We start from the raw sequence: 16,242 nt of genomic DNA on the forward strand, positions 1-16,242 counted from the left end.
TTTATTTTTTTAAATAATTAATAATTCCGATAACATCATCATCGCCAAAACCATTGTTGTGAGCAGATTGATATGATTCGAAGATTGTTTTTCCCAAAGGAAAATCTGCGCCGGCATTTTTTGCCAGCAAAACGTCTTTCAGCATCAAATCCAATGCGAAAGCAGGACTGAAATCATTGTTTAGTAACAAAGGTGTTTTCACTTTTGTAGCACCACTTCCACTGGCACTTTCGTTGATGATTTCCAACATATTTTCTCGCTCAATTCCTAATTTTTCGGAGAGCAGAACGGTTTCTGCAAGACCTTGATATATCATCGATAAGAAATAATTGATAGAGAGTTTGGCTGCAAGACCTTTTCCGTTGTTACCCAGATGTTTAATCAGTTTTCCTAATTTTTCCAAATAAGGCTGGGCTCTTTTTACATTTTTTTCATCACCACCAACCATAATGATAAGTGTTGCTTCTGCTGCTGGTTTCGTACTTCCTGCAACAGGCGCATCGATGAGCGAAGCTTCTTTTATCTGAAGCGCATTTTTGATTTCTATCGATGTTTCCTGTGCAATAGTGCTCATATCCACAAATAGTTTACCTGCAATATCTAGTTCCAGCAATTCATTATACACAGCTTTCACAGCTTTGTCGTTGGTCAACATAGTGAAAATAATATCACTATTCTCTGCTAACTCAAACAGACTTTCGCAAACTTTGGACTTTTCTTCAAAATCTTCTGCTCGTGAAATTGTCCGGTTATAAACAGATAGCGGAAACCCTGCTTTTTCAAGATTTTTTGCCATTGGATGTCCCATATTTCCAAGACCGATGAAACCGATTCTTTCCGTATTCATTATTTTATTTTTTGATTAAATCAACCCATTGTGTATTTAGAAAAAATTATCTTCTTGCGTTTATTTTAAATGAGAGTAAAAATCTGGTGTTGGATTCAGGCTTTTATTTTTCCATTGATGCCAATACGGATAAGTTGGTGGAACTTCACTGGCTTTGTCTAGTTTTTCAACTTGTTCACGAGTGAGATTCCAGCCGACAGCTTCCAAATTTTGTTTCAATTGTTCCTCGTTTCTTGCACCAATAATAATGCTGGAAACCGTCGGACGTTGTAAAAGCCAATTCAAAGCAACTTGAGCAACAGTTTTTCCAACTTCAGAAGCAACTTCCTCCAAAGCATCGATGGTATTGTAAAAAATCTCTTCCTGAACGACCGTTTCTGGGACAGGACTTCCACCTTGAGCAATTCTTCCGTCTTGTGGAATCGGTTTGTTTCGTCCGTGTTTTCCGCTTAATCGTCCTGAAGCCAATGGAGACCAAACAATTGCACCGACATTTTGGTCTAATCCAAGAGGCATCAATTCCCATTCGTAATCTCGGTTCGCTAAGGAATAATAAACTTGATGTGCAACATATTTGCTCCATCCATATTTTTCCGAAATCCCAATAGACTTCATCAGATGCCAGCCAGAAAAATTGGAACAGGCGATATAACGGACTTTTCCGCTTGTTACCAATTCATCCAAAACCTTCAAAGTTTCATCAATTGGCGTATTGCCATCAAAACCGTGCATATGATAAATATCGATGTAATCTGTTCCGAGACGTTTCAGACTTCCTTCAATTTGTTTCAGAATATGAAGTCGGGATGAACCTTGATTATTTGGTCCTTCGCCAAACGTGAAAGTTGATTTCGTTGATAAAATCAATTGGTCACGGGAAATTCCTTCAATCGCTTTTCCTAAAACTTCTTCCGATTTTCCGTCAGAATACATATCAGCTGTATCAAACAGATTAACGCCTGCATCCAAGCAAATATTGATGAGTTTTTTGGCTTCGTCAACCTGTGTGTTTCCCCAAGCTTTGAAGAAATCACCTTCTCCTCCAAAAGTCGCCGTTCCAAAACTGAGAACAGGAACTTTAAGTCCCGATTTTCCTAAAAATCTATATTCCATTTTTCTTTTTTTTATTAAATATATACAATGTCAGTCTGAGGCTCTCGAAGACTTGTTTTACTGACTTTTCAATTTCTTCATAAACTCAAGAATTGCAGGTCTCAGTTCTTCGAATAAAGGATGTTGTTTGTTCTTCAACATTACTTCTGTGAATAACTTTAGACCTAAAGCAAATTCCTGCGCTGTATTGTTATCTTCAAAGATTTTCTTTGACTTTATCACTTCAAAAATATTAAACAAATCATCGTGATTATCAAACTCGAAACTTAAATTTTTTGTGCCTTCAGAACCGTCTTTCAGTTTTATTTCCTTCAAATCTAATTGATAAGAATTATTTCTTTGTTCCATCATTTAAAAAGCATTGACTAATTCATTAATGTTTTCGATTTCTTCTTTTGAAAGATTGATTTCAATGGCCTTTGCATTTTGAACGGCTTGTTCTGCATTTCGAGCGCCTGCTAAAGCAATCGTAATTCCTGCTCTTTCGATTGTCCAACGTAAAACCAACTGTCCTAAAGTGGCGTTGTGTTTCTCTGCAATCGGTTTGATTTTATCTAAAAGAGCATTTGTTTTCTCGATAAATTCCGGTTGAAAATGTGGAAGTTTCGCTCTGTGGTCGCCATCTTGAAATTTATAATCAGAAGTGATTTTTCCTGTCAACAAACCTCTTTCCAAAGGACTGTAAGCTAGAATCGATTTGTTATTTTCGATGCAATAAGGAACAGTTTCTTCCTCAATTCCACGATTCACCATACTGAACGGAATTTGATTCGAAACTAATTTTAAAGTCTTTTCAGCTTCTGCCATTTGCTGAGCATTATAATTACAAACGCCTGCAAAACGAACTTTTCCTTGTTCAATCAATCTTGAAACTGCTTCAAACGTTTCATCAATCGACGTTGTAGAATCTGGCCAATGGATTTGGTACAAATCGATGTAATCTGTTCCCAGACGTTTCAAACTTTGTTCGCATTCGTAGATGATGCTGTCTTTTCCGGCATATTTGTAAACATCGATATCTTGTCCGTCGTTATTCTTGCTGTGCATCGCAAAATCGCCTTTTGCCAAATCCCAACGCATCCCAAATTTGGTCAAAATCTGAACTTTATCACGGGAAATTCCTTTAATCGCTTCACCAACAATTTCTTCACTCGTTCCTTGTCCGTAGATTGGAGCTGTATCAATAGAAGTTACGCCAACGTCATAAGATGCTTTTATCGCTTCGATAGCTTCGTTTCTGTCTGTGCTTCCCCACATCCAGCCGCCCGCAGCCCACGCTCCGAAAGTAATGGCTGAAACTTGTAAATCGCTGTTTCCTAATTTTCTATATTCCATAATTTTAGTAAAAGTGTCTGTTTTATTTAACTTTTTTTCCAGCTTTATAAACTGAAAATATTTTTCTTGTATCTTTAATATTAGTGGCAGGATTTCCGTCAACAACAATCAAATCAGCTGTTTTCCCCACTTCAATTGTTCCGAAATCTTTATCAATTTTTAAAGCTTTTGCTGAGTTTTTTGTAGCAACAGTTATAGCCTGAAGTGGAGTCAATCCAGATTCTGTCATCAGCTGTAATTCCAAGTGTTCTGAAAAACCTTGCGCTCTCAAAGGCATCGCACCGCTGTCTGTTCCCATTGCAACAAGAATTCCTGAATCAAAAACCTTTTTTAAGTTTTGTTTAGCCATTTCAAAAGCTTTCATATTTAATTTGAAATTGGGAGCGTTTTTTAAATCGTTCTGATATTTTTCAGAAGTTATCATTTCGTAAACACCTGGTTCAAGAGATTTTTTGAAAAATTCGTCATTAATCCATTCTGGTTTTTTAGCATAGACATAAGCGTATTCATCAAGCGAAAGAGTAGGAATATAAATGATATTTTTCGCTTTCATTTGAGCCAAAGTTGCATCATCAATCACTTCACTTCTTACGCTGTGACCGATGACATCAATGCCGTCTTCAACCAATTTTTTCAAATCTGAAAGATAATAAACGTGCGCAGCGACTCTCAGATTTCGCTTATGAGCTTCATCAATAATGGCTTTATAAATTTCAGGCTTCATTTTTTCTTTCATCTTTCCATTAAAATCATCTACCCAGATTTTTACCAATTCAGGTTTGGTTTTAGTAAGACTGTCCATTTCAGCAGGAATTTGCGAAACAGAATTCGGGCGAAACACTTTATCCATTGCAAAATCGAGTGGAGGAGCGCCATTAGCCACACCAAAACCGTAACCTGCAGAATGGATTCTCGCACCGTCGATTTCTCCTTTTGCCGATTTGTCTCTCAATCCGCTTTCAAAGAGAAAAGGGCGGTCAGTTCCCATTGACATTACATTCAAGACACCGTAATCCTGATATTTTTTAAGCTGAGAAAGAATATTTTCTTCGGTGTAATTTTCGGGAACGGTCGTTGTTCCTTTCAACGTTCCAACGTGAGAATGCGCGGAAATCAAAGCTGGAATGATTGTTTTTCCTTTTAAATCTACAATCTGCGCGTCTTTCTCTGAAATGTCAGTTCCGATTTGAGCGATTTTTCCGTTTTTAATCAGAATTTTGGTATTCTCGATTGGAGTTCCGCCGTTTCCGTCGATTAATCGGACATTTTCCAGAAGTAAAATTTGGCTGTCAGATATTTTTTTGTCTTTCTGATTGCAGGAAAACATAAGAATTGAAGTCAAAAGAATTCCTGAGATTTTTTTGATGATATTCATATCAAGTTTTTTCGTGTGTGAAGTGATTCCGATAAGATTTTGATTCTGAAGCTAAAATGATTCCAAAACATTACCGAGGCTTTTACAAATTTCGTTTTTTGATATGTGAAAACAGATGTAGTATTTTGATATATTATTGTAAATTTACAATATGAAGAGAAAGCAATTTAATCCGTTAGAAATCGATTGTTTCGAAGTTGAAGAATATCCATTTCCAAAACACAGCCATACTTATTATGAGTTGGTTTACATCTTCAAAGGCTGTGGAAATCACCATTTGAACAAGCTGATTGTTCCTTACAAAGCCGGAGATTTGTTGCTGATTTCTCCTGATGATGAACATTATTTCGATATTAAGAAGCAGACAAAATTTGCTTTTATCAAATTCAATGACAGTTTTTTTGAGAGCAACAAACATCTTGCGCCTGACACTTTGATGACGGCTTCTCCGATTGATATTATGCGAAATCCGATGTTGAAGGAAATCAAACTCTGCTTCGATGAACCTTGCAAAACGATTCTGAGAAAAACAGTTGAAAACATTGTGGATTATGATAAAATCTGCGATGTGACGACTTCTCCGATTATGTTTTTCCAAGTCTTGTCATTATTTGGATTGATTCGTGAAGCTTCTGCCAAACTGAATGTAAGAATTGATAATGGCGTTCCGAGTCAGGAAGATTTGATTTCATACATTCATCAGAATATTTATCGTCCGGAATTGATTAGAATCAATACGATTGCATTGCATTTTAATATTTCACCGACTTATTTCAGTGCTTATTTTAAGCGGAATTTCGAAATGTCTTACCGAACTTACATCAACAATTATCGATTGGCTCTCATAGAAAAACGAATAGAATCAGGACAAAACACAATCAAGCAAATTGCTTATGAATTCGGTTTTACAGATGAAAGTCACCTTTCACATTACTTCAAAAATAAAAAAAGTAAAACGCTGGGTTCTTATAAAATGAAGAGTAAAAATCTAGCTCAAAGCTTGGATACACAGTTCACGAATGTACAGTAACTTCAAAAATTGATTTATTTGTCATTGTAATGTCCCCAAAAAGAAAGGACCAAAACAATTACTTTTTCATCTTGGATTCTGTAAATCAATCTGTGTTTGTCAGAAATTCTTCTAGACCAAGTTTCGGTTTTATAGTGTTTTAGCTTTTCTGGTTTTCAAGTTCCCGAAGTTGGATGTTCCCTTAATTCATCCAAAAGTTTACTAATTTTCAAGAGCGTTTTCTTATCTCCTGCTTTTTTGTGTTTTAGAATGTCAGAGCTCGCATCATCAGTTAACTCGATTTCGTAACTCATAATCCTAAAAGCTCTTTTTGCTTCTCTTTTGACAGAGTTTTGGTTTTGCCAGCTTCGGATTGTGCTATTGATTTATCAATTTTTGCATAAAAATCTTCTTCAGAAAGTAATGGATTTTCTATTTCTGCCACTTCAAAACGAACTTTTAATTCTTCTAACAAAGATTTGAGCAAAGATTTTTGCTTCTCATTTTTTGGGTAAATAGTGATGCTTTCCATAATTCAATATTAAATTCTGATGATGTAATTACAAATTTAATAAAATTAGATTCAAAATAATCATAATTAATTTGGAGTGATAAAAGCTAATAAATTTCAGTCTGAGCTTTATACGTTGTCAGGCTGAGGCTCTCGAAGCCTTTACGCAATGTCAGTCTGAGCGGAGTCGAAGACTTTTCTTATGAAGACTGAACTTGTTTCGAATAACCAATAAAATGCACACTGTCAGGCTGAGGTGAAGTTTATCCTGAGCTTGACGAAGGGAAGCTCTTTAAACAAATCATTTCTTAGACTTCATCGCCTTAACTTTCTTCACAGAATCATCCTTCAACAACTGTTGATATTCCTCCGACTCAGCAGGAATTAATTTAACTTTCGAATCCTGATTATGAAAAATCCCAAATCCATTTTTCTTGGCTAAAGGCGACGTTCGTAGACAAGCTTGACCTTTTGAAAAATAATTCTGTTTCTCTTCTTCCAATTCTGAAGACGAAATATCATTTCGTTCCGCAAAAATTTCGAAAAGCAATTCGTCGGAAGTATATTTCAGTGGATGTTTGGAAAGTTTCTCGTATTGATAATTGGCAATCGTTTTTTTATCATTTTTCACAACCGGAATCACCGATGCCAAAACCGGAGAATCTTCCGCGATTTCTATCAAAGTATTGGTGTAATTGGTTGTGTGGGTTTTCAATGAACTATTTTTTTGAAAATTTTGATTCTTTAAAGGCTTTAATCAATTCTTGAGATTCTTTACTTGGATTTAAATAGACAATTAAAAAATTTGAATTGAAATCATTAATTAGAGAATTGTATATGAGAAAATTTTGAAAAATATTGTTTCCTAAATCAATTTTTATCTCATTTCTGTAGAAATTTAGACTATCAATAATTTCTTGTGTTGAAGTTATTTCGAATTTTGCTTTGGGCATTTGTTTCTTTAAACCTTCCACTAAATCATCCGTTTGTCTTTTAACAAAATCAGAATACTTTAATTCAGATTTATATTTTTCTAAAGTTGAAAATAGAAACGTTTTATTTTTTCCTTGAAATGTAATACTTTCAGATGTTTCGGATGAGTTTTTGTTAGCTTCTTTTTTTACTTCTGTTTTATTTTTTGTTTCTACGATTTGAACAGGTCCTTTACTTTTATTTGTAAAATCTTTAGGTAAATTAATACTCCAACCAATAGAAGGGTTGTTATAAAGATTTTGTTCTTGAGACTTTAATAAATTTAACGTAAAGACAAAACAAATTGTAATTAGAAGTTTTATTTTCATTTTAATTAAATGTTTTTAAGTTCAACCTTACCAGCTTTCACCAGCCACAACCCAACAAAAGTCAAAAATCCATTCAGGATAATCAGTTCTACACCAATTCTGTAATCTGTGTTATTCGTTACCAGATAATTAATCAAATAAGTCACAACAGGCGCCAAAATCGTCACTGCCAAGATGGAATATTTCTTCGTGATTTGATATTTTGTCAAGATTCCGAAAGCAAATAATCCCAACAATGGACCATAAGTATAACCCGCAATTTCCATGATTAGATAAACAATCGATTTATCATTAATTGCTTTGAAAACCATTATCAAGGCAAAGAAAATCACAGTGAAAGTCAAATGAACTTTCATTCTCAGATGTTTCTTTTGTTTCTCTGTTTTTTGTTGGTCTTCGTTCAGGTTTAATAAGTCCACACAATAAGAACTCGTAACCGCCGTCAAAGCACCATCAGCAGAAGGAAACAGAGCGGAAATCAAACCAATAATGAAAATCACAGAAAGCGCCATTGGAAAATGACCTTGTAGCGATAGAGCAGGGAACAAATCGTCGCCCATTATATTTTTGATTTGACCTGCAGAATCTTTGAATCCAAAAGTATTCGTAATCACTTCTTTTCCGTCCACCATAGTTGAGATTTGTCCGTAATCTGCGCCGTGTTGCATCGCAAAAAGATAAAGCAGACCGCCTAAAAACAAGAACGCCAGATTTACAAAAAGCAAAGTCCCTGCAAAAGTCAGCATATTCTTTTTCGAATTTTGTAGGTTGTCAACCGAAATGTTTTTTTGCATCATTTCTTGGTCAAGACCCGTCATTGCAATTGTGATGAACATCCCGCCCAGAATCGTTTTCAGGAAAAATGTTTTAGAATTCACATCCGTATTGATAAAATGCGTGTATTGCTTCTGTTCCAGAATAGAGAACGCTTCCCCAAAAGACAGATTAAGATTCGATAAAATATAAACAATGCAGGCAATCAAACTGATAATCATAAACGACGTTTGCAAAGTATCCGTAATCACAATCGTTTTTACACCACCTTCAAATGTGTAAAGTAAAATCATCAAAAGCAACACAAAAGCCGTTACCCAAAACGGAACACCAAGTGCTTCCAAAAGGAAAATCTGAAGAATATTCACCACCAGATATAATCTTGCAGTTGCACCAATAGCTCTCGAAATAATGAAAAATACAGAACCGATTTTATGCGCTTCAACATTGAAACGTTTCCCCAGATAAGTATAAATCGAGGTCAAATTCATTTTATAATAAAGCGGAAGCAAGATACCAGCCACGATGAAGTAACCGATGAAAAACCCAATTACCATCATATAATATTCGAAACCGCCAAAAGGATTTTCGCCTCCTAAAAATTTTCCAACCGTTCCCGGAACCGAGATAAAAGTTACGCCAGAAAGTGATGTTCCAATCATCCCAAACGCTACCAACCACCATTTGCTTTTCTTATTCCCAATAAAAAAAGACTGGTTGTCTGAGTTGCGGCTTGTAAAATAAGAGATGACCAAAAGCCCGATAAAATAGGCAAAAACGAATAAAAGTAGAATAGTTCCCGAGTTCATTGTTCAAAATTGAATGGAGCAAAAATAGTTTTTTTTATGAACAAAGCTTTTATTAACTTACATCAATCAATTAAAACTTTTATGATTATACCTTTGTACCATCAATAATTAAAAAAAAATCATTATGAAAAAGTTATTCTTATCATTTTTGTTTGCAACTATCAGTATTTTAGGATTTTCGCAAACCACTTGGAGTATAGATCCAATGCACTCTTCATTTAATTTTAACATCAAACATATGGGAATCAGTTTTGTACAAGGACGTTTCGATAAATTTGAAGGAAATGTTGTGACAAAAGCTGAGGATTTGACCAATGCTAAATTTGATTTTGCAGTTAACACAGCTTCTGTAAATACAGGTGTTGAGATGCGTGATAACCATTTGAAAAGTGCAGATTTCTTTGATGTAGAAAAATTTCCTACTATGAAATTTGAAAGTAAATCTATCAAAAAATTAAAAGGGAATACTTATCAACTGACTGGTAAACTTACAATAAAAGATGTAACAAAACCAGTAACTGTAACGGCTGTTTACGGAGGACAAACCAAAGATCAACAAGGGAATGAAAAACTTGGTTTCCAAACGACTTTTAAAATTAATAGATTAGACTACAACGTAAGCTACGATCCAACAGGAGCTGGTGTTGCAAAAGATGTGGATGTTGCGGTTTATGTAGAGTTTGTTAAAAATAAATAACGGATTTTGCTAAAATAAAGTAAGAGCCTTTTCGTAATTGAGAAGGCTTTTATTTTATCATTTTTTTAACGACAACAAAAAGCAAAAATGATGTGATTGTGAGGACAGCAAAAGAACCAATCCACAAACTATCGAATCCAAATCGACTCACTATATAAGTGCCCAGAAACGGTGTAATAATGAATGAAAAGGAATACGCAATGCCGTTAACTCCCATATAGGCTCCTTTGTTTCCATTTTCTGACCTAAGTGCCGTCACAGTTGACATAAATGGTAGCGCCCAAATCTCCGCAATACAAAGAATCGTCATTGATAAAATCAGCCAAGAAATATTACTTCCAAATATCAACATCAGGTACGATAATCCAGCCAGTACAGCTCCTAAAAATAAAATCTGAGGAACTTTCAACGTTCTTTCTGCAATACTTACCAAAGGCATTTCTAATAATACAATGATAAATCCGCTGTAACCTAAAATAAAACCAATTGTACTTTGATTCAACTTAGCAACATCTTTATAAAACAAAGGAATTGTGTTGAAAAACTGAAAAAAGCAGATTGCAAAAATGGTACATAAAAAGCTGAAAACTAGAAAAGGATAATCTTTGTATGGTGATTTTCCTGTTTTCTTTACAACTTCAAAAGTTTCTGATTTCTTTTTCTCACGGAAGATTTTGTTTCTTTTTCTGAAAAAGAATACATAAATGATTCCGGCAATCAAAGCACCTGTGAAATTGAAAACGAATAGAAAATTATAAGAGATTCCTGATAAAACGCCACCCAAAGCAGGACCAATAGAGAATCCAAGATTGACAGCCATTCGGTTAAGGGAAAAAGCTTTCGTTAGATTTTCCGGTCTTGCATATTTTGTAATCGCTACAGAATTCGCTGGTCGGAAAGTATCACTTATTGTACTTTGAAGAAAAATCAAAACAGCCATCATCTCCACACTCGGGAAAAATGGTATTATTAGAAATATCGGCGCACTGAGAAACAAACTCCAACTTTGAATATAATATTCCCCGAATTTATCTGTCAAATAGCCACCTAACCAAGAACCGAGAACCGAACCAATTCCGTAAAAACTTAAAACAATTCCTGCATTTTCTAAAGAAAACTTCAAATGGTCTGTCATATAAACGCCCAAAAACGGCAATACCATAGAACCAGAACGATTGATGAGCATTACAATGGACAGCATCCAGGCTTCTCTGGAAAGTCCCTTAAAAGTGTTGATATAAGAGTTAAAAAGTTTCATTTTGATTTTCGAACCGCAAATTTACCCAAAAAAGAAAGCCATCCGTAAAGAATGGCTCTCAAAATTTATAATTTTAGAATTAGTCTAAAATCTAGAGTCTAATATCTAAGGTCTAATTTTATTGTAATTTGAAACCTCTTGTAGTGATTCTTCCGTAAGCATCTACATATTTTACTTGTACATTTCCTTTGAAACCGTTCAAGATTTTCTCAACATCTTTTTGAGAATTGACTGGTTTTCCATTGATTTCCATTACGATGTAGTTGTCAACTACACCAATTTTGTCCATTTCGCCACCTTCAGTCACATTTTTGGCCAAAACACCACTTTCCAATCCGTAGTCAGTTTTCACTCTTTCGCTAAGAGGTTCAAACTCAGAACCGATTTTTTCCGTCACAGTTAGGTCATCTTTGCTTCTGGAAGAAGTTCCACCTTTTTGGTCTTTCAACGTAACAGTCACGGTGTTTGGTTTTCCATTTCTTGTGTAAGTTACAGTTACTTTGTCACCAGGTCTTCTGCTTCCAATAGCAAAAGAAAGGTCAGCAAAACTTCCAATGTCAGTATTATCAATTTTTGTTACGATATCACCTTGTTTGATTCCTGCATCTTCAGCACCACTTTTCGCTGTAGTTTCTGTGACGTAAACTCCGTTACCAACTTTTAGATTAGCTTTGTTTTTCTGATTGTAAGCCGCAACCTGCATATCATTAGACAAATCTAAACTTCCAATTCCAAGGAAACCTCTCTGTACCAAACCAAATTTCTTGATATCCTCAACAATTTTTCTTGCTAAGTTAGAAGGAACCGCAAATCCATAACCTTCATAATATCCAGTTTTAGATTGAATAGCAGTATTAATTCCAATCAAATCTCCATTTACATTCACCAACGCACCACCACTGTTTCCAGGGTTGATGGCCGCATCTGTTTGGATAAAACTTTCAATTGGTGTTCTGGATTGCTGGCTAAGGATATCAATACTTCTTCCTTTTGCAGAAACGATTCCCGCAGTTACAGTAGAGTTAAGTCCAAGCGGATTTCCTACAGCCAAAACCCATTGTCCAACTTCTACCATATCCGAGTTAGCAAAGTTGAGGTAAGGCAAACCTTTTTCTTCAATTTTAAGAAGAGAGATATCTGTGTTTGGGTCAGTTCCAATTAGAGTTGCGATGTAAGATTTTTTATTGCTCAACACCACTTCCAATTTATTAGCACCAGCTACAACGTGATTATTTGAAATAATATAACCGTCTGGCGAAATAATAACTCCTGAACCTAATCCAGAAGGCATATTTTTAGGTGTCTGCTGTTGTTGTCTTTGCTGATTTCCACCACCAAAAGGACTGTTGCCTGGTCCGAAGAAAAAATCGAACATATCGTTGTCAGGTATTCTTTGAGAAGATGCACGATCTTGATAATTTTTAATTGTTACAACTGCAGGAACTGTAGTTTTTGAAGCTTTTACAAAATCGTCTCCCATTGCAGAATTCATTCCTACAAAAGATGACTTTTTAGAAGCTGTTGTAAAGTATGAGAAATCTTCTCCATTATTTTCGTTGCTGAAATATTGACTAGCTCCGAAAACCGTTGCACCAGAGATAACTCCAGTCAATGCAAAAGGCATTAGTTTTTTTAATGTATTCTTCATTTTGATATTCATTTCTTTATTCTGAGATTTTTGTTACACAAATTTAATGCTAAATTAGTATGAACTAAAAACTTAGTGTTACACTTTTAACGAAGTTTAACCATTTTTAAAAATTTATTAATAAAATTCAATATTGGTTAAGAATTGATTCGATTAATGAATTACAAAGTCTTTTCAATTATCTTAATTTTTATTGATTGATAATCAATTTGATAAAAAGTATGAAAAGTACTTACTCAACGAAATTGAAACTTGTCTTTTGGATTCAATTATTTGTTTAAAGTCAAATTCTGATATTGGATTTTCTTAAAATTTGGATAAAAATCGTTTGGCAAAAATTTTGTTTTTCAATTCTAATAAAATAAAAGAATATGAAAAATAGTATAAAAGTAGCTTTAGGGTTTCTTGCAGGAGGAAGCTTAATTTTAGCAAGTCAAATTATCAGAAATAAAAGAAATAAGGGAAAATCTTTTACAGCTCCAGACGGAAATTCTTATAAGGAAAACGAAATGTATAGAAATTCTCAAGGCGAGATTTTCAAAAATGGAAAACAACTCCATTTCGACACACCAGAGATTTTGTCTCAAGCGAATCATCATATTGACACACAGTTTAATCAAGGTAATTTGAAAATCAATCAGACAATTCCAAAAGAGGTGAATTATCATCAGAAAGGTGTAAGACATCATTGATTAGATATTTAAAACCTTGATGGCAGACAAATTGTATTTCAATATAAAAATATAAATTATGGATAACGAGAATATAGTAGAAAGACTTACTAAATACGAATATGATAATAGTATTGTCTACACAGGATTCAATTCTGTAGGAGAAGCAAGGAAGTTTGCCGAAGAAAGAAATGGGAAGCTGGTTGAAGTAGGTTTTCTGGATGGGAATGATAATCCGGTTGAGGATGATTCACAAAATCTTATCAATGAAAACAAATATTATAAAGCGTTTGCTGGACCAGATTATAAAATTATCCATTCTTCGGATGAAGGTTTTCAGGAAATTGCTGATAAATTGAAAGAAAGACAAACAGAAATCACAGAAAAAAGTCCGGATGAAAAATACTTTTCCGATGCAGATTGGCAAATTAAAGAAGATGCTGTAATTGTTTTATACAAAGGAGAAGTGGAAAGTGTAACTTCCAGAGAACGTTCAAAATATCTAAAACATACCAAAGTTTATGAATTGGCAGTTGAGGTTCCAAAATCAAAAGATTAATTATCCCAATAAATAATAGAATCCGGTTTTTACAGCCGGATTTTTTGTTTTATTAATTCTAAATTCAGAAAAAGTCTTCATTTGGAATAAGTTGGATTTTATTAATAACTTTGCAAACTTATGTCAGATGTCAATTCACAACCGAAAACCGTTGCTTTTCATACACTTGGCTGCAAACTCAATTTTGCAGAAACTTCTACTATTGCACGAACTTTAACAGATGCGGGTTATCAGAAAGTTAATTTTGATGAACCTGCAAAAGTTTATATTATCAATACTTGTTCTGTGACAGAAAACGCAGATAAAGAATGTAAACTTCACGTCAAACGTGCAGTGAAGGCAAATCCAGAAGGTTTGGTCGCCATCATTGGCTGTTATGCACAGTTGAAACCAGAAGAAATTTCCGGAATTGAAGGTGTTGATTTGGTTTTAGGAGCAAAGGAAAAATTTAATATTCTGAGTTATCTTGATGATTTGGAGAAGTCAGAAAGTTATGCTCAGATTCATTCTTGTGAGATTGATGAAGCTGATTTCTTTGTTGGTTCATATTCTATTGGTGACAGAACCAGAGCTTTTTTGAAAGTTCAGGACGGCTGTGACTATAAATGTACTTATTGTACGATCCCTTTAGCAAGAGGAATTTCTCGTTCCGATACCATCGATAATGTTGTTGCGAATGCTAAAGAAATTGCAGGAAGAGATATTAAAGAAATCGTTTTGACTGGTGTTAACATCGGTGATTACGGAAAAGGTGAATTTGGAAATAAAAAACACGAACATACTTTTCTGGATTTGATTTCAGAATTAGATAAAGTAGAAGGAATCGAAAGAATTAGAATTTCTTCCATCGAACCTAATCTTCTAAAAGATGAAAGCATTGAATTGGTTTCTAAAAGCAGAAGTTTTGTTCCGCATTTTCATATTCCGCTTCAATCTGGAAGTGACGAATTGTTGAAAAAAATGAAACGCCGTTACTTAACCAAATTATATTACAATCGAGTTAATAAAATCCGAGAAGTAATGCCAGACGCAGCAATTGGTGTAGATGTGATTGTTGGATTTCCTGGAGAGACAGAAGAATTGTTTATGGAAACCTATAACTTCCTGAATGATTTGCCAATCAGTTATCTTCACGTTTTTACTTATTCTGAAAGAGAAAATACTGAAGCTGCAGAAATGGAGGGTGCAGTTCCAATCTCTGAAAGAAAGAAAAGAAACAAAATGTTGAGAATCCTTTCCGAGAAAAAGAAAATGGAATTCTACAGAACTCAATTAGGAAAAAAACTTCCAGTTCTTTGGGAGCATGAAAACAAAAACGGAATGATGTATGGTTTTACAGAAAACTATGTAAGAGTTTCAAAACCATTCGATGAAAAATCTGTTAATCAAATAGAAGATATTATCTTAGATAAAATCTTGGAAGAAGGATGTGTTTCTATAAAAGAGAATCAGTTTGAGGATTTTCTAGCTAAAATTTAAAAAGTGAAATAGCTTTAAATAAAAAACCGCAAATCTGATTTGCGGTTTTTTATATTTATAGAAAATATTTAAATTAATCTTCAGTAGACAATCTTTCTCTAGTATTATAAATCTGGAAGTTGAATACAAAACTTCTATTATTGTAACTAGTTCCATAAAAGTTATTGTCTCTAGCAAACGCAGCTCTGGAAGGTACAATGATGATGCCTTGCATATTGTAATTAGCTGAGTCGTCAAGGTCAAAAGATTTGAAATATTTTAAACCTTCCTGGAATCCTTCTATCTCATAAAAACTTCTTCCAATAGTTGTGCTATTGGCTGTATTGTATGCATCAATCACAGATTGTTTTACATAGTAATAGGCAGGGTCTGTTATTACATTTCCTGATGCTACAGAGCTAGCAAATGTAGATTCGCTACCAAATACTATTTTGTCATCTACTTTTGCGGATACGTAGCTTTTTACAACCTGAAATAAGCTAACTACATCTTTGGTTCCGATCTGTTTTCCTGGATTGGGTTGTAAAGAATCTTCTCTTTTGATATAAATAACACCAGAAGGTAAGGTTACATAATCATAATCAATCAGCTTTTTTTCATTATCATCAGTATCGGTTGTACTGTCAAACGCTGTAATTACACCTTTGCTATTGATGTAGTTTTTAGTCATGAAATCTTTCGCGGCCTCATCGTCGTAGGTTTTTTGTTCATCTACAGTCAAGACTACAGTTGTATCTACTTCGTCATCATCTTTTTTACAACTCTGTAATGCAACGACAGAAAGAGCAATTCCTAAAAGTATTTTCTTCATTTTTTTATTTAATCTTAAATTGCGATTAATTTAACGTGACAAAAG

18 protein-coding genes and 1 pseudogene are annotated in these 16,242 nt (G+C 34.4%); 5 read left to right on the forward strand and 14 right to left on the reverse strand.

The window, feature by feature from the left end; all coding sequences use genetic code 11:
* Position 1: 1 nt before the first annotated feature.
* From RTY06_RS07135 to RTY06_RS07155, 5 genes are read right to left on the reverse strand one after another with little or no spacing between them, the layout of a single operon-like run.
* Complete coding sequence (locus RTY06_RS07135; RefSeq protein WP_312823848.1) at positions 2–847, reverse strand: NAD(P)-dependent oxidoreductase; 846 nt, start codon at positions 845–847, stop codon at positions 2–4.
* 60 nt (positions 848–907) lie between these two features.
* The gene (locus tag RTY06_RS07140; protein WP_312823850.1) at positions 908–1,960 is read right to left on the reverse strand and encodes an aldo/keto reductase; all 1,053 of its coding nucleotides are present in this window, start codon (positions 1,958–1,960) and stop codon (positions 908–910) included.
* Between the two features lie 57 nt (positions 1,961–2,017).
* Positions 2,018–2,311: a DUF3861 domain-containing protein gene (locus RTY06_RS07145; protein WP_312823852.1), complete on the reverse strand. Its 294-nt coding sequence runs from the start codon at positions 2,309–2,311 to the stop codon at positions 2,018–2,020.
* Positions 2,312–3,295: an aldo/keto reductase gene (locus RTY06_RS07150; protein WP_312823854.1), complete on the reverse strand. Its 984-nt coding sequence runs from the start codon at positions 3,293–3,295 to the stop codon at positions 2,312–2,314.
* Between the two features lie 22 nt (positions 3,296–3,317).
* Positions 3,318–4,670 carry an amidohydrolase family protein gene (locus RTY06_RS07155; RefSeq protein ID WP_312823855.1) on the reverse strand — a complete coding sequence of 451 codons (1,353 nt, stop codon included), beginning with the start codon at positions 4,668–4,670 and terminating at the stop codon, positions 3,318–3,320.
* Between the two features lie 151 nt (positions 4,671–4,821).
* Here RTY06_RS07155 and RTY06_RS07160 point away from each other — a divergent pair, with 151 nt between their 5' ends.
* Positions 4,822–5,700: an AraC family transcriptional regulator gene (locus tag RTY06_RS07160; protein ID WP_312823856.1), complete on the forward strand. Its 879-nt coding sequence runs from the start codon at positions 4,822–4,824 to the stop codon at positions 5,698–5,700.
* 14 nt (positions 5,701–5,714) lie between these two features.
* Here RTY06_RS07160 and RTY06_RS07165 read toward each other — a convergent pair.
* The 6 genes and pseudogenes from RTY06_RS07165 to RTY06_RS07190 all read right to left on the reverse strand — a co-directional run.
* A pseudogene (locus RTY06_RS07165) lies at positions 5,715–5,843 on the reverse strand (type II toxin-antitoxin system YoeB family toxin); the annotation flags it as partial.
* Positions 5,844–5,855: 12 nt separating this feature from the next.
* Positions 5,856–5,993: a hypothetical protein gene (locus RTY06_RS07170; protein WP_312823857.1), complete on the reverse strand. Its 138-nt coding sequence runs from the start codon at positions 5,991–5,993 to the stop codon at positions 5,856–5,858.
* Positions 5,990–6,211, reverse strand: a complete 222-nt coding sequence (locus RTY06_RS07175; RefSeq protein WP_312823858.1) for a DUF2683 family protein — start codon at positions 6,209–6,211, stop codon at positions 5,990–5,992. The genes RTY06_RS07170 and RTY06_RS07175 overlap by 4 nt, the downstream gene beginning before the upstream one ends.
* A 280-nt stretch (positions 6,212–6,491) precedes the next feature.
* Complete coding sequence (locus RTY06_RS07180; RefSeq protein WP_312823859.1) at positions 6,492–6,905, reverse strand: DUF6157 family protein; 414 nt, start codon at positions 6,903–6,905, stop codon at positions 6,492–6,494.
* 4 nt (positions 6,906–6,909) lie between these two features.
* Positions 6,910–7,491 (reverse strand): hypothetical protein, encoded by a 582-nt coding sequence (locus RTY06_RS07185; protein WP_312823860.1) that lies wholly within the window; start codon positions 7,489–7,491, stop codon positions 6,910–6,912.
* Between the two features lie 5 nt (positions 7,492–7,496).
* Positions 7,497–9,074, reverse strand: a complete 1,578-nt coding sequence (locus RTY06_RS07190) for a sodium:solute symporter (protein WP_312823862.1) — start codon at positions 9,072–9,074, stop codon at positions 7,497–7,499.
* A 124-nt stretch (positions 9,075–9,198) separates the two neighbouring features.
* Between RTY06_RS07190 and RTY06_RS07195 the strand changes: the two genes are divergently transcribed.
* Positions 9,199–9,771: a YceI family protein gene (locus RTY06_RS07195; protein ID WP_312823864.1), complete on the forward strand. Its 573-nt coding sequence runs from the start codon at positions 9,199–9,201 to the stop codon at positions 9,769–9,771.
* Between the two features lie 49 nt (positions 9,772–9,820).
* Here the strand turns inward: RTY06_RS07195 and RTY06_RS07200 are convergent, their stop codons facing one another.
* Positions 9,821–11,029, reverse strand: coding sequence for an MFS transporter (locus RTY06_RS07200; protein ID WP_312823865.1), 1,209 nt, complete (start codon positions 11,027–11,029; stop codon positions 9,821–9,823).
* Positions 11,030–11,147: 118 nt separating this feature from the next.
* Positions 11,148–12,677, reverse strand: a complete 1,530-nt coding sequence (locus RTY06_RS07205) for a trypsin-like peptidase domain-containing protein (protein ID WP_312823866.1) — start codon at positions 12,675–12,677, stop codon at positions 11,148–11,150.
* 371 nt (positions 12,678–13,048) lie between these two features.
* Between RTY06_RS07205 and RTY06_RS07210 the strand changes: the two genes are divergently transcribed.
* The 3 genes from RTY06_RS07210 to mtaB all read left to right on the forward strand — a co-directional run bounded on the left by RTY06_RS07210 (position 13,049) and on the right by mtaB (position 15,386).
* On the forward strand, positions 13,049–13,369 hold the full coding sequence (locus tag RTY06_RS07210) for a hypothetical protein (RefSeq protein WP_312823868.1): 321 nt from the start codon (positions 13,049–13,051) through the stop codon (positions 13,367–13,369).
* Between the two features lie 58 nt (positions 13,370–13,427).
* Positions 13,428–13,907, forward strand: coding sequence for a hypothetical protein (locus tag RTY06_RS07215; RefSeq protein ID WP_312823870.1), 480 nt, complete (start codon positions 13,428–13,430; stop codon positions 13,905–13,907).
* A 120-nt stretch (positions 13,908–14,027) separates the two neighbouring features.
* Positions 14,028–15,386 carry a tRNA (N(6)-L-threonylcarbamoyladenosine(37)-C(2))-methylthiotransferase MtaB gene (gene mtaB, locus RTY06_RS07220; RefSeq protein ID WP_312823871.1) on the forward strand — a complete coding sequence of 453 codons (1,359 nt, stop codon included), beginning with the start codon at positions 14,028–14,030 and terminating at the stop codon, positions 15,384–15,386.
* Between the two features lie 73 nt (positions 15,387–15,459).
* On the opposite strand, the gene RTY06_RS07225 is transcribed toward mtaB, so the two are convergent.
* A complete protein-coding gene (locus RTY06_RS07225) occupies positions 15,460–16,197 on the reverse strand; it encodes a hypothetical protein (protein ID WP_312823872.1) in 738 nt (245 codons plus the stop codon).
* Positions 16,198–16,242: the final 45 nt, after the last annotated feature.

Source organism: Epilithonimonas sp. (assembly GCF_032055105.1).
GTDB lineage: Bacteria > Bacteroidota > Bacteroidia > Flavobacteriales > Weeksellaceae > Epilithonimonas.

What these genes read in the sequence shown, in the direction of transcription:
- RTY06_RS07135 (WP_312823848.1), bottom strand. Translation starts at nt 847, where the DNA reads ATGAATACGGAAAGAATCGGTTTCATCGGTCTTGGAAATATGGGACAT.
- RTY06_RS07140 (WP_312823850.1), bottom strand. Translation starts at nt 1,960, where the DNA reads ATGGAATATAGATTTTTAGGAAAATCGGGACTTAAAGTTCCTGTTCTC.
- RTY06_RS07145 (WP_312823852.1), bottom strand. Translation starts at nt 2,311, where the DNA reads ATGATGGAACAAAGAAATAATTCTTATCAATTAGATTTGAAGGAAATA.
- RTY06_RS07150 (WP_312823854.1), bottom strand. Translation starts at nt 3,295, where the DNA reads ATGGAATATAGAAAATTAGGAAACAGCGATTTACAAGTTTCAGCCATT.
- RTY06_RS07155 (WP_312823855.1), bottom strand. Translation starts at nt 4,670, where the DNA reads ATGAATATCATCAAAAAAATCTCAGGAATTCTTTTGACTTCAATTCTT.
- RTY06_RS07160 (WP_312823856.1), top strand. Translation starts at nt 4,822, where the DNA reads ATGAAGAGAAAGCAATTTAATCCGTTAGAAATCGATTGTTTCGAAGTT.
- RTY06_RS07170 (WP_312823857.1), bottom strand. Translation starts at nt 5,993, where the DNA reads ATGAGTTACGAAATCGAGTTAACTGATGATGCGAGCTCTGACATTCTA.
- RTY06_RS07175 (WP_312823858.1), bottom strand. Translation starts at nt 6,211, where the DNA reads ATGGAAAGCATCACTATTTACCCAAAAAATGAGAAGCAAAAATCTTTG.
- RTY06_RS07185 (WP_312823860.1), bottom strand. Translation starts at nt 7,491, where the DNA reads ATGAAAATAAAACTTCTAATTACAATTTGTTTTGTCTTTACGTTAAAT.
- RTY06_RS07190 (WP_312823862.1), bottom strand. Translation starts at nt 9,074, where the DNA reads ATGAACTCGGGAACTATTCTACTTTTATTCGTTTTTGCCTATTTTATC.
- RTY06_RS07195 (WP_312823864.1), top strand. Translation starts at nt 9,199, where the DNA reads ATGAAAAAGTTATTCTTATCATTTTTGTTTGCAACTATCAGTATTTTA.
- RTY06_RS07200 (WP_312823865.1), bottom strand. Translation starts at nt 11,029, where the DNA reads ATGAAACTTTTTAACTCTTATATCAACACTTTTAAGGGACTTTCCAGA.
- RTY06_RS07205 (WP_312823866.1), bottom strand. Translation starts at nt 12,677, where the DNA reads ATGAAGAATACATTAAAAAAACTAATGCCTTTTGCATTGACTGGAGTT.
- RTY06_RS07210 (WP_312823868.1), top strand. Translation starts at nt 13,049, where the DNA reads ATGAAAAATAGTATAAAAGTAGCTTTAGGGTTTCTTGCAGGAGGAAGC.
- RTY06_RS07215 (WP_312823870.1), top strand. Translation starts at nt 13,428, where the DNA reads ATGGATAACGAGAATATAGTAGAAAGACTTACTAAATACGAATATGAT.
- mtaB (WP_312823871.1), top strand. Translation starts at nt 14,028, where the DNA reads ATGTCAGATGTCAATTCACAACCGAAAACCGTTGCTTTTCATACACTT.
- RTY06_RS07225 (WP_312823872.1), bottom strand. Translation starts at nt 16,197, where the DNA reads ATGAAGAAAATACTTTTAGGAATTGCTCTTTCTGTCGTTGCATTACAG.